We start from the raw sequence: 22,205 nt of genomic DNA, 5'->3' as shown, positions 1-22,205 counted from the left end.
CCCCTCTATAAGTATTTAAAAACGGGATCGTCGTTGAATACCTCTATCTCCACTCCCTTTTCTTCCTTCAGTTCCCTGCTTATAAGTTCGTGGAAGAAGTGCTCACTCTCATAGTGACCTATATCAACAACACTCAGTCCCTCCTCTATTGCATCCAGACCTTCGTGGTACTTTACATCTCCTGTAATAAACAGATCTACCTTCAGCCTCTTAAGTTTTTTAAAGAAGCTCATTCCAGATCCATTTACAATGGCCACCCTCTTTACCTGCTTCCCTTCGTCCCTTGAAGCCACCCTTATATTTTCAATATCCAGCCTCTCCTTGATATCAACAACTAACTCCTGAACCGTCATAGATCTCTCTAGAGTTGCATACCTTCCTATTCCACTCTTAACATACTTATTCTCTATCTTAATTATCTCATAGGCAACTTCCTCATATGGATGTATCTTTTTCACACTTCCTAGCACCTCATAGAGCTTCCCCTTCTCTCCGATAACCTCTATCTTCTTATTGGCATTTATGTGAAGGGTCCCCTCCCTCATATTCACATATCTCTCCTCTGTGTCCGAGGTGTAGGATACACTTCCATAGTCGTTGAGCTCCAGGCCTGCTTCCTCTATCTTCTTTATCACTCCAGGACACCACTCCACAGGTACAAAGATGCTCATCTTGTACATGTCAAAGTGCTCCTCAGCTATGATCCTGCTATCCTTCCATCCAAGGATCTCTGCTATATACTCATTGAGTCCCTCTGGTGAGGCATCCAGGTTGGTGTGCATAGAGTAGAGAGCTATATTGTTCCTAATAAGCTTTAATACCTTTCTTCCCACAAGACTTCCGTCGGTTATAGCCTTCAGAGGAGAAAATATCATAGGATGATGGGTTATTATCATATCCACATTATTTTCTATGGCCCTGTCTATTACCTCCTCAGTGGCATCTAGGGATATCTGTATCTTTTTTACCTCATCTTTAGCGCTTCCCAAAAGGAGGCCTACATTATCCCAGGATTCAGCGTTGCTCTTTGGAAACTTCTTCTCGAGTTTTCTTATAACATCAGCTACTCTTATATTAATCGGCTTTGTCATTAGATCCACAACCTTTCTCCAGCATATTTCAACTTTGTCAGAGCCCTTTCCCTTATTAATTTTACCTTGTCAACAGAGATTTCAAGCTCATTTGCTATCTCCTTGAGGGAGCACTTTCCATCCTCTCCTAGGCCATAGTACATCTCTATAACCTTTCTCTCCATTACAGAAACCTTCTTTAATAGGTTTGAAACTCTGGATCTTTCCTCTAGCAGGTTAAGCTCACTGTCTATCTTCTCAACGGTGTTGTAGTCCCCAAGGTAGGTTTCACTTCCCTCTCCCATTCCGCTCACACCTATCTCCGAAGCCTCCTTCAGCTTCTTCACTTCATCTACTTCCAGCTCCAGACCTTCAGCTATCTCCTCATATGTAGGCTTTCTGTTGTTCTTATCTAAAAACTCTATTTCAAATAACTTTATCTTTCTGTTCTGAAGATAGATGTAATTTGGTATCTTTATGGTATTTATCCTATTGGCGATGGAGTTTATTATATCTCTCTTTATCCACCACACAGCATATGAAGAGAAGCTGTGCCCCTTTTCAAAATCATACTTATCTATGGCTTTGATAAGACCAATGGTCCCCTCCTGGATAAGGTCTATATAGTTAGTCCCCGACTTTGAATACTTCATAGCTACCTTGGCCACGAGTCTCAGGTTTGATGTTACAAGCCTCTCTCTGGCTTCCTCATCTCCACCCTGAGCTTTCCTAACTACCTCCTCCTCTTCCTCTTTTTTAATAGGATCATACAGGCCAATCTCATGGAAATACTGCTCCACTATCTCCTCACTGTAGTAGCCGTCTCCCACAGGTTTCTTCATTACCTTCTCTTCCTTGTCTTCTAGCTGGATTCCAGCCTCAATAGCGCAGCTTAGGATACACTCATAGTCTGTTTCCGACTCACACTTACTTACAAAATTTTCAAACTCTCCCTGGCTGAGTTTTTTCTCCTCTATCTTCCTTTTTATCTCTTCAATAGTTATAGACATCTCATTCACCTCTCTGTATCCTATTATACACTCTTTGTCCTCTTGTTTTATACTTAATAAATGGAATCTTAAATAAAAATTAGGAGCAATAGCTCCTAATCATTATACTGATTACATTCTAAAATCTTCTAATTTTTTTCTTCTGCTTGGGTGTCTAAGCTTTCTAAGTGCTTTCACCTCGATCTGTCTGATTCTTTCCCTTGTAACCTTAAATATCTTTCCTACTTCCTCAAGAGTTCTAGGGCAACCGTCATCTAATCCGTATCTGAATCTAAGTACCTTTTCCTCTCTCTCACTTAGAGTTTCAAGGACATCATTTAGCTGCTCCTTTAGAAGGTTTCTGTTTGTCTGCTCATATGGGCTCAGCATCTTGTTGTCCTCTACGAAGTCTCCAAGCTCACTGTCCTCCTCAGATCCCACAGGTGTCTCCAGTGAGATAGGGTCCTGGTTCATCTCTAGGATTGCCTTTACCTTTTCAGTTTCCATTCCCAGTCTCTCAGCTAATACCTCTGGTGTAGCGTCCTTACCAGTTTCCTGAAGGTAGATTCTGCTCTCCTTCTTTATCTTATTTATAGTTTCTATCATGTGTACAGGTATTCTGATTGTTCTACCTTGGTCAGCTATAGCTCTTGTTATAGCCTGTCTTATCCACCATGTAGCATAAGTTGAGAACTTGTATCCCTTAGTATACTCAAACTTTTCAACTGCCTTCATCAGACCGATGTTCCCCTCTTGGATAAGGTCTAGAAGCTTCAGTCCTCTGTTAGTATGCTTTTTAGCGATACTTACTACCAGTCTAAGGTTCGCCTCTACCAGCTGCTGAGTAGACCACTCATCTCCCTCGGCAGCACCCTTAGCATATTCTATCTCCTGCTCATGGGTTAATAGAGATACCTGTCCAATCTCTCTTAGGTACATCTTTATAGGCTCATCAACATCTACCCCTAGGTTTCCAGAAAGAAGCTTCTCTGTAGAAAGGTCCTCTTCAGATACAAGCTCTACAGCTGCAGGATCAAACTCACCCTCCTGTTGTAGATCTGCTTTCTTCCCCTTGGAAATTACCTTGATTACCGGTTCTTCAACCTTCTTTTCAACCTTCTTCTTAGGAGCTTCCTTTGGAAGGTCTTTAGATTTTACTATCTTTATTCCCTGCTCAATCATACCATTAATAAGAAATTCAATCTTGTCTACAGGGAAATCATCTTGAAGAGCTTCATTCACTTCTTCGAAGGTCATTATCTTCTTTTCAATTGCTTTCCTAATAAGTGCACGAGCCTTATCGTTTTTAATAAATTCTTTCATAACCCTATGTGCCTCCTCTATTTCCTAAAAGGTTAACTTTTTAAGTTCGTCATATAATTTTTCAATCTCTTCCAAATTCAGGATCCCGTTATTCATCTTTTCCTGAATCATCCTCACCTTAAACCACTCTGCCATCCTATGATTCATCTTGCACTCTTCCAAGTGCTCCTTGATTTCCCTTCGAAGCCATCCACCAAGAGCTTCTAAAAAGTCATCCTTTAATATACTTTCATTGGAATATTCCATGGAATTAGTTCCTATTTCAAGTATCTTAACCTTCTCCGATTCCTCAAAATTATCATCATTCAATATTTCTTTCATAACATCTTTCTTCGTATCTGCATCAAAAGTTCCTTCACCTAAATATTGAAATATTTTATAAACCAGGCCATCCTCAACCCTCTTATCTATAAAATATCTTATAAGTTCCGGACTGTGCAGCACAATCTGTAAGCTAAGAAGTTCCAGCTTATCTATCTCCCTTCTTCTCTCGGGAGGAGAGGGAACCTCGTATCTTTTCTTTTCAGAAATTATCTTCTTGTTATTGATTATGAGTGTCTCTTTGAGCAGCTCTTTGTCTACATCTAAAGATTTGGATAGTTTGTCAATATAGAGGGATTTTTCAAGATCGGTCTCAACATTTTGGAAGAATTCTTTAAACCTGTTTATAAAATTTTGTTTCGCCATTAAGTTAGAAAGGTCATATTCTTTGACGTAAAACTCATACAAATAGTCAAATATTTCCTTAGACCCCTTTACATGCTTAAGGAATTCCTGTTTTCCATACTTCTTTAAAAATTCATCTGGATCTTTAGCATTCTTAAGCTCCAGAACCCTTATATTAAAACCATGTGCCTTGAGCACTATTCCTGTTTTTTCTGCAGCAAATCTTCCGGCATTGTCCATATCAAAGGCTATTATTACATTGGATGTATACCTCTTTAAAAGTTTTGCCTGATCATCTGTAAAAGCTGTTCCCAGCGATGCTACCGCCACATCAAATCCAAAGGAGTGAGCTGACAAGACATCCATGTAACCCTCCATCAAGATAGAGTAAGCTTTTCTTCTGATTACGCTTCCTCTCTCCTTCATTCCATAGAGATTTCGTCCCTTATGGAATATAGGGCTTTCTGGGGAGTTTATATACTTAGGTATCTCCTTTTTGTCCTCTAAAGTTCTACCACCGAAAGCGATTACATTCCCGCTGGGTGAATGTATAGGGAATATAACTCTGTTACGGAAGGTGTCGTAGTGGCCCTTCTCTCCATCCTTTGCAAGTCCCACAGTTATAATATCTCTTATATCGTGGCCCTTGTTAAGAAGGTGGTCCGACAAGTTATTCCATCCTCTTGGGGCAAATCCAATATTATTCTCCCTTATGAAGTCTGGTTTAAATTGCCTCTTGGAAAGGTACTCCAAAGCCTCCCGGCCTTCATTTGAAAATATCCTTTCATTAAAGTATTCCAGAGCGTCCTCCACTATATCGTGGTACTTCCTGTTGGTATCCTGCTTCTCTGTATAGCCTCTTACAGGTTTTATACCCAGATTATACTTTTCATTTAATTCCTTTATCCCCTGGGGAAAGGTCAACTTATTGTACTCTGTATAAAACTTAAGAGGATCTCCACCGGCACCACACACAAAACACTTGCATATGTTTTTGCTGGGACTTACTGTAAATGAGGGGTTGTTATCCTTGTGAAAGGGACAAAGTCCCTTAAAATTAGCGCCTGACCTCTTCAGCTCAACATATTCACCAACGACTTCTACTATATTCAATTGATTTCTAAGCTTTTCAATGTCTTCAGGACTATATTTCATCTCTTCCCCTACTCCAAAATACTATAATTTTTTTTATCTTCCGAATAAAACTGCCATTTTATAGTATAGTACATTTTTTATCATTTTTCAATACTTCTTACCATTTTAATAAGGATTTAATCGGTTTTAAAGGTTAATTCATTTCATTATTTTAAAATAATATAAAGGGAGATAAATATAAAGGAGCGCTGAAAGATTTTCAGCGCTCCTTTGTAATATAAGTTATATCATTACCTTTATACGAATAGTGGTACTAGTACAAGTGATACAATTGACATAAGTTTGATAAGGATGTTCAGAGATGGTCCTGAAGTATCCTTAAATGGATCTCCTACAGTATCTCCAACAACTGCTGCCTTATGTCTGTCAGACCCCTTACCGTCTCCCTTGTATCCGCTCTCAATCTGTTTCTTAGCGTTATCCCAAGCTCCACCAGCATTGGCCATCATAATAGCCATAAGGATTCCAGATACTAGCGCTCCTGCAAGAAGACCTCCTAGAGCCTGTACAGACCACATTCCCACAAGAACTGGTGCTAATACTGCAAGTACTCCAGGTACTACCATTTCCTTTAACGATGACTGAGTAGAGATCTCGATACATCTTCTGTGGTCAGGCTTAGCAGTTCCCTCCATGATTCCAGGAATCTCTCTGAACTGTCTTCTAACCTCTTCAACCATCTCCATAGCTGCCTTACCTACTGCTGTCATAGTAAGTGCCGCAAATAGGAATGTAAGCATTCCTCCGATGAATAGTCCTGCTATTACCTCAGGGTTAGTTACGTCTATAATCAGAAGCTCTCCAGTTCTTGCCTGAACTGCTTCCTTATATGCTACGAATAACGATAAAGCTGTCAGTGCTGCAGATCCGATAGCAAAACCTTTACCTACTGCTGCTGTTGAGTTTCCAACTGCATCTAGCTGGTCAGTACACTCTCTTACCTCTGAAGGAAGCTCACACATCTCAGCAATTCCACCTGCATTATCTGCTACTGGACCATAAGCATCTACTGCTACTACCATTCCAGCTGTAGCAAGCATTCCTACCGCTGCAATTGCAATTCCATATACTCCTGCAAAGTTAAATGCAACCATGATAGCTACTGCTATTACTAGAATAGGTGCTACAGTTGATTCCATTCCTACAGCTAGACCCTCGATGATAGCTGTAGCTCCACCAGTTGATGCTGCGTCTGAGATTCTGTTTACAGCCTTTCTTCCAGTATCAGTATATACTCCTGTAAAGTGAGCTATAACAAGTCCTGCTACCAGTCCTGCTACGATTGCATAGAACACTCCCATCTCTAGACCTAGGAACTTAACAATTCCAAATGATCCTGCTAGTGATAACACTCCTGCTATTCTAGTACCGTTTTCTAATTTATGATAAACCTCATCTGGGTTTTCAGTCTTTACTGTAAATGTTGCGATGATAGACGCAATAATTCCTACTGCAGCTATAAGGATTGGCGCAATCATGTGTCCTGCTACATTAGAAGCTGCTACTGCCCCTAGAGACATTGTTGCGATCATAGACCCTACATACGACTCAAATAAGTCAGCTCCCATTCCTGCTACGTCTCCAACATTGTCTCCAACGTTATCTGCGATAGTTGCTGGGTTTCTCGGATCATCCTCAGGAATTCCTGCTTCTACCTTACCTACTAGGTCAGCTCCTACGTCTGCTGCTTTAGTGTAGATTCCTCCCCCTACTCTTGCGAATAGTGCGATCGATGAAGCTCCCATACCAAATCCAGTAATTACTTCCATATTCCAGTTAAATACCATTGTTAATACAGATAAACCAATAAGACCCAGCCCTACTACTGCAAGTCCCATTACTGCTCCACCTGCAAATGCAACATCTAGTGCCTTGGAAAGCCCCCCTTCCTTAGCTGCAATTGAAGTTCTTCCATTTGCTTTAGTTGCTATTCTCATACCTACATTTCCAGCCACAGCTGATGTTACCGCTCCCAGCACAAATGTCACTGCAACTCCCGGTGTCAGGAAGATTCCTAGTAGTGCTGCTACTCCTGCTACAAACCAAACTAAGATCTTGTACTCTGCCATAAGAAAGGCCATTGCACCCTCTCTGATTGCCTCTGTGATCTCAGCGACCCTATCGATATTGATATCATAACTATCTACCTTCTTAGAGTAGAAAAACGATGCTGCTAAGGCTATTAGACCCGAAATAGCTCCTAGATAAATAAATTGTTCCATTTTGTCCCCCTTATCAATGTTTTATACTTTAGCCCAATAGGAGTATATTACATTAAAGGAGTTATTTCAAGGGAATTTTTTAATTATTTGTCTAAAAATGCACTAAATCCGCTAGAAATAACTATTTTAGAATTTTCGTCCACAATAAGAACTTCTAGGTCATTTTGTGTTTCAACATAGTTCATTATATCCTCTATTTTCATAGAGAAGAAGGCTGTAGAGTAGAGGTCTGCAGTATATCCATCCTCGCAGATTACCACTACCATCTTCTTATCCCTTATAGGATAACCATCTTTAGTGCTCAGTATATGGTGATACTTCTTCCCGTCTATCTCCACAAAGGTCTGATAGTCTCCAGATACACCCATAGCTTTGTCATCTAGATTGGCAACCTTCAGAATCTCCCTTGGGTTGCTTGGATTTTGTATTCCTATCCTCCACTTGACTCCTCCAGGTTTAGTCCCTATGGTTTCAATACTGGATATAGATGTTATAAAGGCGCTTTTTATCCCCATATCCTCCATTAGGAGCTTGGCCTGGGCTATGGCATACCCCTTTAGAAAAGCTCCCGTATCTATCTTTTCCACAGGGGCATCAAAGGTAAGGTAACCTCCCTCTATCTTCACCTTGGAGTAATCTACCTTACTGAGAGCTTCCTCTATCTCCTCAGGAGTGGGAACCCTCTCCCCACCATCCACAGTAAATCCCCAGGTTTCCAGAAGCGGACGAAGAGTTATATCAAAGCCTCCCTTGGAAAGTTTATACACTCTCTTCACTTCCCCTAGGATCCTCTCCCCCTCCTCATCTATCTCTACTCTCTTCTCAGTGCTTTTGTTTATTTTATCTATAAGGCTTCCTTCAGAGTGGTTGTTCATCTTGGCATCTATTCTGGCTATCTCCCTAAAGGCTGCCTCTATAGCTTTTTCAGCAAGCTTTGTGTCCTCATCATACACTATAATCTTAATATAGGTTCCAAATAAAAACTTTTCCCTTTCAACTCTTTGGGGTTCCCTGCTTCCACACCCAAAAAGAGAAAGGATTATTAATATAATTAATAATCCTTTCCTCATAATTACTCAGCCTCGGCTTCCGACATATCCGTGTAAGTAATCTTGTCGTAATAAATTTCTCTAAGTGCTTTCTTTACAATAGTGTCCTTCTTGTAGCTCTTAACTAGCAGCTCCTCACCATTTCCAAGGTCTCTTGCTCTCTTACCAGCTACAGTTGTAAGTACATATTTATTAGGTATTTTTGATAGTGCTTCATCAAATGATACATCTTTTTTCATATCAGTTCCTCCTGTTTCATAAAATACATCTATTTTAACATATTTATTGTTTTTCTTGAATTCTAGTTGTGGCTTTCGATGATCTTTATAAGATCTTCACAGGCCTGCTCTACAGTACGGTTGATAACTACATCATCATACTGATCCTCAAAGTCATATTCCTTTAGAGAGTTAGCCAGTCTCAGCTGTACAGTCTCCTCACTTTCAGTTCCTCTTCCTCTAAGCCTCTTTTCAAGTTCAGCCTTAGTTGGAGTCTTAAAGAAGATCAGGTTTACTTCAGGATAGACATCTCTTACCTGAACTCCCCCCTGTACATCTATCTCAAGGATTATATTTTCTCCCTTGGAAAGTCTGTCCTCTACCTCACTCTTGAGAGTTCCGTAGTAGTTTCCGTGTACATTTGCGTACTCGATAAACTCCTTGTTTTCTATCTTAGCTTCAAACTCTGCCATTGAAAGGAAGTGATACTCTCTTCCGTTTACCTCTCCCTCTCTTGGTGCTCTTGTTGTAGCGGAAGTAGCCAGATTAATTCCCAGCATCCTTCTAACTTTTTTACAAACTGTTGATTTCCCTGCTCCACTTGGACCTGAAACAACAAATAGATTTCCCTTTGCCATTCTACTCTCCTTTTTCTATTCTGGATGCTATAGTTTCAGGGTTGATTGCTGACATGATAACATGATCAGAATCTGTTATAATTAGAGCTCTCGTCTTCCTACCAAAGGTAGCATCGATAAGCTTATTCTGTGCCCTTGCTTCCTCCTTCAGCCTTCTGCTTGGAGCTGAATCGGGAGCAATTATCCCCACTATTCTAGCATCTACAACCATATTTCCAAACCCAATATTTATCGGCTTCATATAGCTCTCCTATTCTATGTTTAATAGCTGCTCCCTTATCTTTTCTACCTCATTCTTGCACTCTACTACAAGCTTGGATATATCATAAAGGTTACACTTTACACCGCTGGTGTTCAGCTCTCTGAATATCTCCTGAAGTATGAAATCAAGTTTCTTTCCACAGCTGTCTTCATTTTTTTCTATTTCAAGGTCAAACTGCTCTAAGTGACTCTTTAGTCTCGATACCTCTTCAGATATATCCGATTTATCTGTAAATAACAGTATCTCCCTTAGAATATCAGCTTCACTGTAATCTATCTTTTCATTTAACTTGGATAGCTTATCAAGAAGGTTTGCTTTGTACTCCTCTACAACCCTTCCCCTGTTTCTGTCTATCTCCTCTACATTCTTTCCTATTATCTCTAGCCTTTCAAGGAAGTAAGTTCTCAGCCTTGCTCCCTCCTCCTCCTTCATCTCGATGAAGGAATCTAAACAAGTGTGAAGATTTTTAAGGAGAACCTCAGAGTAGGCAGCCTCATCTACCTCAGTCTCATTCTTCTTAACTACATTTGGCTGTTTCAGAAGGATATCCATCTTGTTGCTGAATTTCTCGCCCAGGTCCTTTTCAAGACTGTTTAATACCTTCATATATGAAACTGCAATATTTTTATTGTATTCAAATAAGTTTTCCTGCTCTACCTTATCTTCAAAATCTATCCTCAGGTCCACTGAACCCCTGGAAACCCTCTTGGAAAACTCAGCCTTAATTCTGTTTTCTAGGAAATTAAGGATATATGGAAGTTTCACCTTGAGGTTAAGATTCTTGTTATTAACACTCTTTATCTCTATCTTGATCCTGTAGCTCTCATCTTCAAAGATGTGCTTGGAATAACCCGTCATGCTTCTCATCTTATGTTCACCCGACCCCTTTCAAGTTAATATATGAAAATAGGCGACAAAAGCCGCCTATTTTATTAATCTTCTTTCTTTACTGGAACAAGGTTCTTATAAGCAGAGAAACCAGTACCTGCCGGTATCTTCTTACCTATAATTACGTTTTCCTTCAGACCCTCAAGGTAGTCTACCTTACCTTCGATAGCTGCATTTGAAAGAACCTTGGTAGTTTCCTGGAATGATGCTGCTGAAATGAAGCTTCCAGTGTTAACTGCGGCCTTAGTAATACCTTGAATTACCGGTACATACTTAATCTCAGCCTTACCTTCTTTTCTTAACTGCTCATTCTCTATATCTACTGTGATCTTTTCTACAACTTCATCCTCAAGAAGTAATGAAGATCCAGAATCAGTGATTCTTACCTTCTTAAACATCTGCTTAACGATAATCTCAATGTGCTTATCGTTTACAGTTACTCCCTGCTCTCTATATACTTGCTGTACAGATTCTAGGATGAACTGCTCTGCTGCTACTAGTCCCTTGATTGCAAGAACGTCGTGTGGTGAGATAGCTCCCTCTGTCATCTTGTCTCCTGCCTTTACAAGCATTCCGTCAGTTACAACTAGGTGCTCTCCAACTGGTACTAGGTACTCTTTGTAATCTTCCGAGTCTGTAGTAGATCTGATGTAGATTACTCTCATACCCTTCTTCTTCTTACTAGTTACCTCTACCTTACCGTCGATCTCAGAAAGCATAGCCTTTCCTTTAGGGTTTCTAGCCTCGAATAGCTCCTGGACTCTTGGAAGACCTCCAGTGATATCCTTAGTACCAGATCCCTCTGGGATTATCTTAGCAATAGTCTGTCCCTTCTTAACTTCTTCCCCTTCCTTAACCATTAGGTAAGCTCCGAATGGGATGTTGTAAGTTCCAATGTTTTCCCCTGCCTCGTTGAATAGAACGATTCTTGGGTTGATGTCTCCTGATTCTACCGGCTTAATTGCAAGGTATTCATCAACATCATACTTCTCATCGTGAAGTTCCTTAACATATAGCTCTCTGTACTCTACTCTTCCGTCAAGGTCTGCAATAATAGGGATGTGGTATGGATCGAATGTTACAAGAATGTCTCCTGCTTCTACAATCTGACCTTCCTCTACCTGTAGTATAGATCCTGAAGCGATCTCATAGTCGTAGTTTCCGATGATCAGCTTAGCTGACTGAGATACTACAATCTTCTCTCCAGTTTCTTCATTTTCAAGTATCTTTACATCTCTAAACGAGATCATTCCGCTGTTTTCAGCCTTGATCGAGTTAGCTGCTGTGGATGTTGACGCAACTCCTCCCGTGTGGAATGTTCTCATTGTAAGCTGTGTACCAGGCTCTCCGATAGACTGTGCTGCGATTACTCCTACTGCCTCTCCAATAAGGATATCCTTGTGGTTAGACAGGTCCTTTCCGTAACACTTTCTACATACACCCTTCTCAAGCTTACAAGTAAGTGGTGATCTGATCGCCACTTTCTTTATCTCTAATTCATTGATCTTATCTACTAATTCTTTACCTATTAGAGTGTTTCTAGGAGCAATTACCTCTCCCTCATGTACAAGATCTTCAAGAAGAACTCTTCCATTGATTCTTTCCTCTAACTTCTCGATTACAGATCCTTCAGATACTAGCTCAGCAACTTCGATACCCTCGTGAGTACCACAGTCGTCCGAGTTTACGATAACCTCGTGAGAGATATCTACCAGTCTTCTTGTTAGGTATCCTGAATCGGCTGTTCTCAGTGCCGTATCTGCTAGTCCTTTTCTTGCTCCGTGTGATGACATGAAGAACTCTAGTACTGTTAGTCCCTCTCTGAAGTTCGCTTTGATAGGTACCTCGATGATTCTACCAGTTGTATCTGCCATCAGTCCTCTCATTGCTCCCAGCTGTCTCATCTGTGCGATGGAACCTCTTGCTCCTGAGTTCGCCATCATATATACCGGGTTAAATGGATCTAGGTTACCCATCATCGCCTCAGTTACATCGTTTGTTGCTGTTGACCATACTGCTACAGTCTTCTGATATCTTTCCTCGTTGATGATCTTACCGTCTCTGTAGTCCTGCTCGATCTGTGCTACATCCTCATCGGCTTTAGCTAGGATCTCCTTCTTAGCTGCTGGTACTTCCAGATCTTCGATACCTACTGTTACCCCTGCAAATGTTGCATAGTGGTAACCGAAGTTTTTAATATCGTTTATTAGCTCAGATGTAAGGGCGAACCCGTGCATCTCATAAAGTTTTGCGATAAGCTTCTTAAGAGGTCCCTTACCGAATGTTACATTGTACATTCTGTTTTCTTCAGGAAGCATCTCATTGAAAAGAATTCTTCCTGGAGTAGTTTCTAGGATCTCTCCGTTGATTCTTACCTTTATAATTGCATGTGTCTCTACCTGACCACAGTCATAAGCTGTAAGAGCCTGTTCCTTGTTAGAGAAAGTCAATCCCTCTCCTGGAGCTCCTGGCTTTTCCTCTGTCATGTAGTAACATCCCATTACCATATCCTGTGATGGTACAGCGATTGGCTCACCATTTGCAGGGTGGATAATGTTGTTTGGTGCTAGCATTAGAAGCTTAGCTTCCATGATAGCCTCTGGTGAAAGCATTAGGTGAACTGCCATCTGGTCTCCGTCGAAGTCGGCGTTGAAGGCAGAACAAACTAGTGGGTGAAGTCTTATAGCTTTACCCTCTATTAGTACAGGCTGGAATGCCTGGATTGATAGTCTGTGTAGAGTTGGGGCTCTGTTTAGTAGTACCGGGTGATCCTGGATTACATCCTCGATTACATCCCATACTTTATCGTCTGCTTCCTCTACAAGCTTCTTAGCTGTCTTTATGTTAGATGCAAGCTCTCTTTGTACTAATTCTCTCATGATGAATGGCTTATAAAGCTCAAGTGCCATCTTCTTAGGGATTCCACACTGGTTCATCTTTAGAGATGGTCCTACAACGATTACCGATCTTGCAGAGTAGTCTACTCTTTTTCCTAGTAGGTTCTGTCTGAATCTTCCCTGCTTACCTTTAAGCATGTCAGATAGTGACTTAAGCTCTCTGTTGTTCTGAGCTACTACTGGCTTACCTCTTCTACCGTTGTCGATAAGAGCGTCCACAGCTTCCTGTAGCATTCTCTTCTCGTTCTTAACTACGATCTCAGGTGCCTTGATCTCAAGAAGCTTCTTAAGTCTGTTGTTTCTGTTGATAACTCTTCTGTATAGGTCGTTCAGGTCTGAAGTTGCGAATCTTCCTCCATCAAGCTGAACCATTGGTCTTAAGTCTGCAGGAATTACAGGAACATTCCCTAGTATCATCCACTCAGGCTTATTTCCAGAAGCGATGAAGTCTCTTACTATCTTAAGTCTCTTTACAAGCTTCTTTCTCTTTTGCGAAGATGTTACATCCTCTAGTTCCTTTTCAAGCTCCACCTGAAGCTCTTCAAGGTTTATCTTAGATAATAGCTTTAAGATAGCCTCTGCACCCATCTGAGCTTGGAAAGCTCTTCCGTGCTGCTGTCTGTAAAGCTTGTATTCTCTCTCAGTCAGGATCTTTCCTTCCTTAAGGTTAGTTTCTCCTGCTTCAGTTACTATGTATCTAGCAAAGTAAAGTACCGACTCAAGTTCCTTTGGAGAGATTCCAAGAATAAGCGACATCTTGTTTGGCGTACCCTTTGAGTACCAGATGTGTGACACTGGTGCTGCAAGACCGATGTGTCCCATTCTCTCTCTTCTAACTTTTGCTCTAGTTACCTCTACTCCACATTTCTCACATACAAGACCCTTGTATCTCATTCTCTTGTATTTACCACAAGCACACTCCCAGTCCTTAGTTGGTCCGAAGATTCTCTCGCAGAATAATCCGTCCATCTCAGGGTTAAGTGTTCTGTAGTTTATAGTTTCTGGTTTTGTTACTTCTCCAAATGACCATTCCTCTATCTTATCTGGTGAAGCTAATCTAATTCTGATTTTTTCAAAATTTTTAATTCCCATATTAAGTGCAAAGCCTCCTTATTTGCGTCAAAGCCTCTATTATACGCAAAGAGTCGTGGGCGTACCTATTACGCCCACAACACTAATTTTTAAGATCTGCTAAAGAAAACTCTGTTATTGTCTCTTCTTTATTTAGCTCTTCATTGACATTTATAAGTTTTTCTTCTGTATCAAATAGTTCTACATCAAGTGCCAGTGCCTGGAACTCTTTTAATAGTACTTTAAACGACTCAGGCAGATCCGGCTCAGGCATTTCCTCACCTTTTACAATCGCCTCATAAGTCTTAGTTCTTCCATTAACGTCATCTGACTTTACAGTTAACATCTCCTGAAGTATGTTTGATGCTCCGTATGCTTCTAGAGCCCATACTTCCATCTCTCCTAGTCTCTGTCCACCGAACTGAGCTTTTCCTCCCAGTGGCTGCTGAGTTACTAGTGAGTATGGTCCGATAGCTCTTGCGTGCATCTTATCCTCTACAAGGTGGTGCAGTTTAAGCATATACATACGTCCAACTGTTACAGGGTTGTCGAACTTGTCCCCTGTTCTACCATCAAATAGAGTTACCTTACCTGTTCTGCTGAATCCAGCAAGCTCTAGGTAATCCTTAACGTCCTCTTCCTTACCTCCGTTGAATACTGGAGTAGCAATGTGAGTTCCGCTATCTATTACATTTGAGAATCCTGTGTTCTTCAGGTTCTTCTTCATTTCCTCTTGGCTCATTGAAGAGATCTGGTCTCTAAGCTCTGCTGGAAGCTGTAAGTTTCCTAGAGCTAGTGATAAGTGAACCTCTAGTACCTGTCCGATGTTCATACGCGATGGTACCCCTAGTGGGTTGATTACTACGTCCAGGTGAGTTCCATCCTCTAGGAATGGCATGTCCTCTGCTGGAAGTACTCTAGAAACAACACCCTTGTTTCCGTGTCTTCCTGACATCTTATCTCCAACTGTGATCTTTCTCTTCTCTGCGATGAAGATTCTTATAGATCTGTTTACTCCAGCCTTAAGCTCGTCACCGTTTTCTCTAGAAAGTTCAAGTACCTCTACTACAGTACCCTTAGCTCCGTGTGGCATCTTAAGAGATGTATCTCTTACGTCTCTTGCCTTCTCACCAAAGATAGCTCTAAGTAGTTTTTCCTCTGCAGGTGGTTCAGTCTCTCCCTTAGGAGTTGTCTTACCTACTAGGATGTCTCCAGGACCTACTTCTGCACCTATTCTTATGATACCTCTCTCATCAAGGTTTCTAAGTGCATCCTCAGATACGTTAGGGATCTCTCTTGTGATCTCTTCGTCTCCAAGCTTTGTAGATCTTGCTTCAGTTTCATACTCTTCTATATGGATAGATGTAAATACATCATCTTTTCTTAGTCTGTCTGAGATTAGAATCGCATCCTCGAAGTTATATCCTTCCCAAGGCATGAATGCCATTAGAACGTTTCTTCCAAGTGCTAGGTCTCCGCCCTTTGTTGCAGGTCCGTCAGCTAGGATAGTTCCTGGCTTAACTGGCTCTCCAAGGTCAACTAGTGGCTTTTGGTGTAGACACATAGCCTGGTTTGATCTCTCAAAGTTAAGAAGCTTTAAGTTGTGCTCCTTTCCTTCTGTATCTTCAATCTTGATGGCTCTAGCATCTACTGCTGTTACCTTACCCTCTACCGCTGATACAGGTACAGCTCCAGTATCTACAGCAACCTTTCTCTCTAGTCCAGTTCCGATATACGGTGCTTCTGCTCTAAGAAGAGGTACTGCCTGTCTCTGCATGTTTGATCCCATCAGTGCTCTGTTGGCGTCATCGTGCTCAAGGAATGGTATTAGACCTGCTGATACAGATACTACCTGCTTAGGTGATACGTCTAGGTAATCAACCTTTTCCCCTGGTATGTGTACAATCTCGTGACCATATCTACATACAACTTCTCCAACTAGATCTCCGTTTTCTGCTACTTCCGTATCGGCCTGGGCTATGAATAGTCCTTCCTCTTCGTCAGCTGCAAGGTAGTGCACATCATTAAGATCTGCCACACCATCTATTACTTTTACATATGGAGTCTCGATGAATCCATACTTGTTAACCTTTGCATAGATTGCAAGGGAACCGATAAGACCGATGTTTGGTCCCTCTGGAGTCTCGATAGGACAGATTCTACCATAGTGTGAATCGTGTACGTCTCTAACCTCGAATCCTGCTCTCTCTCTTGAAAGTCCACCTGGTCCCAGTGCAGATATTCTTCTCTTGTGAGTAAGCTCTGCCAGTGGGTTGGATTGGTCCATGAACTGAGAAAGCTGTCCCGATCCAAAGAAGTCTAGGATAAGTGCATTAAGTGGTCTAGTGTTAAGTACAGACTGAGATGTTAGCGTTACAGCATCCTGTACAGTCATCTTTTCCTTTACCATCTTACCCATCTTAGCTAGTCCAGATCTGATTTGCATTAGAAGTAGTTCTCCTACTCCTCTAACTCTTCTGTTTGACAGGTTGTCAATATCATCTGTATGACCGTCACCGTTGTGTAGCCCTAGTACATATGACATAGTTGCTACAAGGTCTTCCTTAGTAAGAACTGACTCGTCCTCTGGAAGCTCAAGTTTCAGTCTCTTGTTCATCTTGTATCTACCTACTGGAGCAAGGTCGTATCTCTGAGGGTTAAAGAACATTTGTCTAACTAGTGATCTAGCTGAGTCAACTGTTACCAGGTCACCTGGTCTAAGCTTTTTAAATACCTCTGTTACTGCTTCGTCCTTGTTTTCAGTAGTGTCGTTTAGGATAGTGTTTGCCAGAAGCTTGTCCTCTGGTTTTACTTCCCAGTAAGTTATGCTTTCAAGCTTCATATCGATAATGTTCTCGATAAGTTGCTCGTCGATTACAGCCTCTGCTTCAGCAAGGATCTCTCCTGTGTCCTCGTCAAAGATGTCCTCTTTAACAAAACTTCCCTCTAGCTTCGTTCTCATAACGCTTACTAGATCTTCTCTATTGTCGTACTTATCGTAGTACTTAGTTAGATCTGCTTCCTTCACATCTAGGAATTCTTCAATGATCTCCCTGTTAGACTCAAAAAAGTCGATAGCCTTTAAGAATACAGTTGCAAGAACCTTCTTCTTTCTGTCTATCTTTACACTTAGTAGGTCATTCTTGTCACTTTCAAACTCAAGCCATGTTCCCTTGTAAGGAATAATCTTTCCAGAGAAAAGGTCCTTTCCAGTCTGGATATTAACTTCTTTGTTGAAAGATACACCTGGTGATCTGTGCAGCTGAGATACAACTACTCTTTCAGCACCGTTGATTATAAATGTTCCTGATTCCGTCATCATTGGAAGTTCACCGAAGTAAACTAGTGACTCTTGAATTTCGTTTCCGCTCTTCTTGTTTGTAAGTCTTAATCTTACCTTTAACGAAGATGAGAATGTCTTTCCTCTCTTTTTACACTCAAGCTGGTCATTCAGCGGAGCTTCCGCTTCATGTAACTCATACGCTAGGTATTCAAGTTTAATGTCTCCATTTGAAGACTCGATAGGGAAAATTTCTCTAAAAGCTGCCTCCAGCCCCTTATCCTCTCTAGAATAAGGAGATTTCTTAGCTTGTAGGAAATCTTCGTAGGAGTTCAGTTGGAACTCTAAGAAGTGAGGCATTGTTCCTCTCTCTTCGATCCTTCCGAAACTCAATCTTTTAATAAGTTTCCCCATTACTTCACACCCCTTGTTTAGTTCTTAATGGTTGATATCTAATTATTTCCAAGGATCTTACTCCAATCATTAAAAAGAACTAGATATCAACTCTCTTCTTCATTATTTTCATCGTTTTCCTTCTAGAACGATTCCGAATTTAAAAAAATGAGTAAAAAGGCACTCCCTTAAGAGTGCCTATTTTTTTTAAATTTTAGTAGAATCTTATGTAATTAATAGAGAGTTAATTACTTAACTTCTACAGATGCTCCAGCTTCTTCAAGCTTAGCTTTGATCTCTTCAGCTTCCTCTTTAGAAACTGCCTCTTTGATGTTTCCACCAGCTTCTACAAGTTCCTTAGCTTCCTTAAGACCTAGTCCAGTGATTCCTCTAACTTCTTTGATTACTGCGATCTTCTTAGCTCCTGCAGATGTAAGAACTACGTCGAACTCAGTCTTCTCAGCTGCTGCTTCTCCAGCACCTGCTCCTGCTACTGCTACTGGTGCAGCTGCAGTTACTCCAAAGTGATCCTCTAATGCTTCTACTAACTCTTTTAACTCTAATACAGTCATCGCTTCTAATTCAGTGATGAATGCTGCTCTATCGAATGCCATTATTTATTCCTCCTCGAATTTTCATTTATAATTTATTTATAATGAGATTATTTTATTTTTTAATCACAATTTACAAGCCTGATTAATTGGCTTCTTTAAGGGGTCAGAGAATTACTCTCCAGCCTCTTCTTTTTTATCAGCGATTGCTACAGTTGCGTAAGCAAGCTTTCTGATAGGTCCAAGCATTCCATTTAATACCATAGATAGCAGTTGCTCTCTTGATGGAAGCTTTGCAAGTGCCTCAACCTCAGTAGCGTCTACTCTCTTACCAGAAAGTAATCCAGCCTTGATGTTGAAAACTTCACCCTTTGTCTTAGCAAGGTCGTATATTACCTTTGCAGGTGCTACTACGTCCTCTTTTCCAAATGCGAATGCTGTAGTTCCTTCTAATACGTCGTCGAACGAATCCTCTACACCAGCTTCTTTAAGTGCTAGCTTGAATAGTCTGTTCTTAGCAACGATATAGTCTGCTCCAGCTTCTCTCATTTCTTTTCTAAGTGCAGTTTCTTCAGTAGCCTTGATTCCTTGGTAATCAACGAATACTACAGATTCAGATCCTTTGATCATCTCTGCAAGTTGAGCTACTGCTTCTTTTTTAGCTTGAGTTGCCATGTTCTATTCACCTCCTCTTTTTCTTAAAAATAACCTCCGGAACCAAATTTAACTAAGGACCGGAGGTTGAAGTACACATTTGAGGTTAGCGAATACCTTAACTCCAACCTCGGTAGGGTTTTTAAGGTTTTCACCACCTACGGTCTTTGGTTTGGATTTATATTAAATTTCTATCCAACATTATTTAGGACTAAGCCTCTAGGTGCTTAGCTACAAGAACCGTATCCATCTTAATTCCAGGTCCCATAGTTAGAGACACTGCTACTGTCTTAAGGTACTGACCTTTAGATGCAGCTGGCTTAAGTCTTTGGATTTCTTGCATGAATGCGTCGAAGTTCTCAGCGATCTTCTCAGCAGGGAAATCAGCCTTTCCGATTGGTACGTGGATTGATCCAAGCTTGTCCACTCTGAATGCTAACTTACCTTTTTTGAACTCAGATACTGCAGTTGCAACGTCTGGAGTTACAGTTCCTGACTTAGGATTAGGCATTAATCCCTTAGTTCCAAGAATTCTACCAAGCTTTCCTAGCTTTGGCATCATGTCAGGTGTAGCGATTACTACGTCAAAGTCGAACCAACCTTTTTGGATCTTCTCGATGTAGTCTTCAGCTCCTGCGTAGTCTGCTCCAGCATCAAGTGCTTTCTGAACGTTGTCTCCTTGAGTGATAGCAAGAACCTTTACAGTCTTTCCAGTTCCGTGTGGAAGTACTACTGTACCTCTAACTTGCTGGTCAGCGTGTCTAGGGTCTACTCCAAGTCTAAGAGCAACCTCTACAGTTTCTACGAACTTTGCAGTTCTAGTCTTTGTTACTAGCTCTAAAGCTTCTTTAACTTCATATAACTTACCTGTTTCTACAAGCTTAGCTATTTCTAAGTACTTTTTACCTCTTTTAGCCATTACTAAACGTTCCTCCTTTTGTGGTTAAGCGGATTTATTAGTCCTACCACTTAATATAACCTCTATAATAAAGCTATTCCTAAATTTTTATTACTCAGCGATCTTGATTCCCATAGATCTAGCAGATCCTGCGATGATTCTCATTGCAGCTTCTAGTGATCCAGCGTTAAGATCTGGCATCTTAGTTTCAGCGATTTCCTGAAGCTGTGCCTTAGTAATTGTTCCAGCTACGTCAGTCTTTGAGTTAGCTGCTGCTGATTTGATTCCAGCTGCCTTCTTAAGAAGATCTGATGCAGGTGGAGTCTTCATGATGAATGTGAAAGATCTGTCGTTGTATACAGAAATTTCTACTGGAATTACCCATCCCATTTTATCTTGAGTCTTTGCGTTGAACGCCTTACAGAACTCCATGATGTTTACTCCGTGCTGTCCTAGTGCTGGACCAACTGGTGGAGCTGGGTTAGCCTTTCCCGCTTGTAATTGTAATTTAATTAATCCGATTACTTCTTTTGCCATTTTAAAGTTGCACCTCCAAATATATGTGGTCTTAGATTGTTTATCTCCCACTTGAAGATCGCTTAGTCGACCTTCTTTACTCCGTTAAATTCCGCTTCAACTGGAGTCATTCTACCGAACATTTCTACCATAACTTTTACTCTCTGGTGCTCCATGTCGATCTCAGTTACTTTTCCGCCTTGACCTTCGAATCCACCCTCAAGTAGTTCTACGTAGTCACCAATTTCAAAGTTTATCTTTATTATTTCTTTTATTTCTTTTTCTTCTTCTTCTTTACCGTAGCCGATAACATCAAATATGTTTTCTACCTCTTCATCTTCCATAGGAATCGGATCCGATCCTACTCCGACAAATCCAGTAACACCATTTGTGTTTCTTACTACATACCAAGCATCAGAATCAACTCTGAAGTTGATACCGTCTTCGCTCTCCTCTTTTGTAGCGACCATTTCGATCATTACATATCCAGGGAACAGCTTTCTGGCAACAACCTTCTCTTTACCTCTTCTGATCTCTACACTTTCTTCTTCAGGAACAAGAATGCCAGTAACAATCTCGTTCATTCCTAAGGTGTCAATCTTTTGTTCAAGATCGGTTTTTACCTTTTTCTCATACCCTGAGTAAGTGTGTATCATAAACCATTTTTTAACTTCAGTTTTTATCATCTTACCCTCCAAAAACGGATACAAGCAAATCCATAAGTCTAGAAGCAATTAAGTCGAAAAGCCCTAAGTATAAGCTCATGGCAACACTCATGGCCGCCACTATAATAGTTGCATTTTTAACCTCATCTTTGTTTGGCCAAGTAACTTTGGCATATTCAGATTTTATCTCTTCGATAAATTTCACAGATATCACCCTCTTAGTATAAAAAAATGGCAGGTCAAGAGGGACTCGAACCCCCAACCCTCGGTTTTGGAGACCGATGCTCTACCAATTGAGCCATTGACCTGCATGTTGTAAACTAATTTGTGATGCCGTTAATTACTTTTTCGTTTCTTTGTGAACAGTAACTTTGTTATCCCACTTACAGTACTTTTTTAATTCAATTCTGTCAGTAGTGTTTCTTTTGTTCTTGTTAGTACTGTAGTTTCTTCTCTTACATTCAGTACACTCTAATTGGATATTTACTCTCATTGATTACACCTCCACTCGTTTATCGGATCTTAATCCTCCCATACCCCCATGAGTATGGTATGTTCAGAGCTTCGCTTTTGCTTTCCAAGACGAATATAATAATAACATAATTTTCAAACTATGTCAACATTATTTTTGTTTTTTTAGAACTTTTTGTTGCTTGCTTGTATTTAATTTATAAAATAAAAAAAACTTGGCAAGTTCCTATCCTCCCAGGGGGCTGCCCCCCAAGTACTTTCAGCGTTTACGGGCTTAACTTCTGGGTTCGATATGTGACCAGGTGTACCTCCGTAGCTATTCTCACCAA

19 protein-coding genes, 1 tRNA gene, 1 rRNA gene and 1 other annotated feature are annotated in these 22,205 nt (G+C 40.7%); all 21 genes read right to left on the bottom strand.

Annotated features, from left to right (window positions below; all coding sequences use genetic code 11):
- Positions 1-5: 5 nt before the first annotated feature.
- Positions 6-1,091 (bottom strand): Nif3-like dinuclear metal center hexameric protein, encoded by a 1,086-nt coding sequence (locus QMG11_RS17045; protein WP_281837539.1) that lies wholly within the window; start codon positions 1,089-1,091, stop codon positions 6-8.
- Positions 1,091-2,080 (bottom strand): sigma-70 family RNA polymerase sigma factor, encoded by a 990-nt coding sequence (locus tag QMG11_RS17040; RefSeq protein WP_281837527.1) that lies wholly within the window; start codon positions 2,078-2,080, stop codon positions 1,091-1,093. The genes QMG11_RS17045 and QMG11_RS17040 overlap by 1 nt, the downstream gene beginning before the upstream one ends.
- A gap of 111 nt (positions 2,081-2,191) precedes the next feature.
- Positions 2,192-3,382 (bottom strand): RNA polymerase sigma factor RpoD, encoded by a 1,191-nt coding sequence (rpoD, locus tag QMG11_RS17035; RefSeq protein ID WP_281837526.1) that lies wholly within the window; start codon positions 3,380-3,382, stop codon positions 2,192-2,194.
- Between the two features lie 24 nt (positions 3,383-3,406).
- Entirely contained in the window at positions 3,407-5,203 is a 1,797-nt protein-coding gene (dnaG, locus tag QMG11_RS17030) for a DNA primase (RefSeq protein WP_281837525.1), read from the bottom strand.
- Positions 5,204-5,439: 236 nt separating this feature from the next.
- The gene (locus QMG11_RS17025) at positions 5,440-7,425 is read right to left on the bottom strand and encodes a sodium-translocating pyrophosphatase (protein ID WP_281837524.1); all 1,986 of its coding nucleotides are present in this window, start codon (positions 7,423-7,425) and stop codon (positions 5,440-5,442) included.
- A gap of 83 nt (positions 7,426-7,508) precedes the next feature.
- Positions 7,509-8,495, bottom strand: coding sequence for an FAD:protein FMN transferase (locus QMG11_RS17020; RefSeq protein ID WP_281837523.1), 987 nt, complete (start codon positions 8,493-8,495; stop codon positions 7,509-7,511).
- A 2-nt stretch (positions 8,496-8,497) separates the two neighbouring features.
- Positions 8,498-8,713 carry a DNA-directed RNA polymerase subunit omega gene (gene rpoZ / locus QMG11_RS17015; RefSeq protein WP_281837522.1) on the bottom strand — a complete coding sequence of 72 codons (216 nt, stop codon included), beginning with the start codon at positions 8,711-8,713 and terminating at the stop codon, positions 8,498-8,500.
- A 62-nt stretch (positions 8,714-8,775) separates the two neighbouring features.
- The gene (gene gmk / locus QMG11_RS17010; RefSeq protein WP_281837521.1) at positions 8,776-9,330 is read right to left on the bottom strand and encodes a guanylate kinase; all 555 of its coding nucleotides are present in this window, start codon (positions 9,328-9,330) and stop codon (positions 8,776-8,778) included.
- 1 nt (position 9,331) lies between these two features.
- Positions 9,332-9,571 carry a DUF370 domain-containing protein gene (locus tag QMG11_RS17005; RefSeq protein ID WP_281837520.1) on the bottom strand — a complete coding sequence of 80 codons (240 nt, stop codon included), beginning with the start codon at positions 9,569-9,571 and terminating at the stop codon, positions 9,332-9,334.
- Positions 9,572-9,580: 9 nt separating this feature from the next.
- Positions 9,581-10,459 (bottom strand): YicC/YloC family endoribonuclease, encoded by an 879-nt coding sequence (locus tag QMG11_RS17000; RefSeq protein WP_281837519.1) that lies wholly within the window; start codon positions 10,457-10,459, stop codon positions 9,581-9,583.
- Between the two features lie 65 nt (positions 10,460-10,524).
- On the bottom strand, positions 10,525-14,469 hold the full coding sequence (rpoC, locus tag QMG11_RS16995; protein WP_281837518.1) for a DNA-directed RNA polymerase subunit beta': 3,945 nt from the start codon (positions 14,467-14,469) through the stop codon (positions 10,525-10,527).
- Positions 14,470-14,551: 82 nt separating this feature from the next.
- Positions 14,552-18,142 carry a DNA-directed RNA polymerase subunit beta gene (gene rpoB, locus QMG11_RS16990; RefSeq protein ID WP_281837517.1) on the bottom strand — a complete coding sequence of 1,197 codons (3,591 nt, stop codon included), beginning with the start codon at positions 18,140-18,142 and terminating at the stop codon, positions 14,552-14,554.
- A gap of 227 nt (positions 18,143-18,369) precedes the next feature.
- Positions 18,370-18,735 (bottom strand): 50S ribosomal protein L7/L12, encoded by a 366-nt coding sequence (gene rplL, locus QMG11_RS16985; RefSeq protein WP_281837516.1) that lies wholly within the window; start codon positions 18,733-18,735, stop codon positions 18,370-18,372.
- Between the two features lie 111 nt (positions 18,736-18,846).
- Positions 18,847-19,347 carry a 50S ribosomal protein L10 gene (rplJ, locus tag QMG11_RS16980; protein ID WP_281837515.1) on the bottom strand — a complete coding sequence of 167 codons (501 nt, stop codon included), beginning with the start codon at positions 19,345-19,347 and terminating at the stop codon, positions 18,847-18,849.
- A gap of 18 nt (positions 19,348-19,365) precedes the next feature.
- Positions 19,366-19,515 (bottom strand) — a sequence feature (ribosomal protein L10 leader region).
- A gap of 22 nt (positions 19,516-19,537) precedes the next feature.
- Entirely contained in the window at positions 19,538-20,245 is a 708-nt protein-coding gene (gene rplA, locus QMG11_RS16975; protein WP_281837514.1) for a 50S ribosomal protein L1, read from the bottom strand.
- A gap of 90 nt (positions 20,246-20,335) precedes the next feature.
- Positions 20,336-20,761 (bottom strand): 50S ribosomal protein L11, encoded by a 426-nt coding sequence (rplK, locus tag QMG11_RS16970; protein ID WP_281837513.1) that lies wholly within the window; start codon positions 20,759-20,761, stop codon positions 20,336-20,338.
- Between the two features lie 62 nt (positions 20,762-20,823).
- Complete coding sequence (gene nusG, locus QMG11_RS16965; protein ID WP_281837512.1) at positions 20,824-21,426, bottom strand: transcription termination/antitermination protein NusG; 603 nt, start codon at positions 21,424-21,426, stop codon at positions 20,824-20,826.
- Position 21,427: 1 nt separating this feature from the next.
- Positions 21,428-21,610, bottom strand: coding sequence for a preprotein translocase subunit SecE (gene secE, locus QMG11_RS16960; protein ID WP_281837511.1), 183 nt, complete (start codon positions 21,608-21,610; stop codon positions 21,428-21,430).
- 27 nt (positions 21,611-21,637) lie between these two features.
- Positions 21,638-21,713, bottom strand: a tRNA-Trp gene (locus QMG11_RS16955).
- A gap of 32 nt (positions 21,714-21,745) precedes the next feature.
- Positions 21,746-21,898 (bottom strand): 50S ribosomal protein L33, encoded by a 153-nt coding sequence (rpmG, locus tag QMG11_RS16950; protein ID WP_281837510.1) that lies wholly within the window; start codon positions 21,896-21,898, stop codon positions 21,746-21,748.
- A gap of 191 nt (positions 21,899-22,089) precedes the next feature.
- A 5S ribosomal RNA gene (rrf, locus tag QMG11_RS16945) occupies positions 22,090-22,205 on the bottom strand.

Origin of the sequence: Propionigenium maris DSM 9537 (genome assembly GCF_027925155.1) — a bacterium.
Classification (GTDB): Bacteria; Fusobacteriota; Fusobacteriia; order Fusobacteriales; family Fusobacteriaceae; genus Propionigenium; species Propionigenium maris.
Note: the sequence above shows the minus strand (reverse complement) of the source record. Positions and strands in the feature narration are given on the sequence as shown.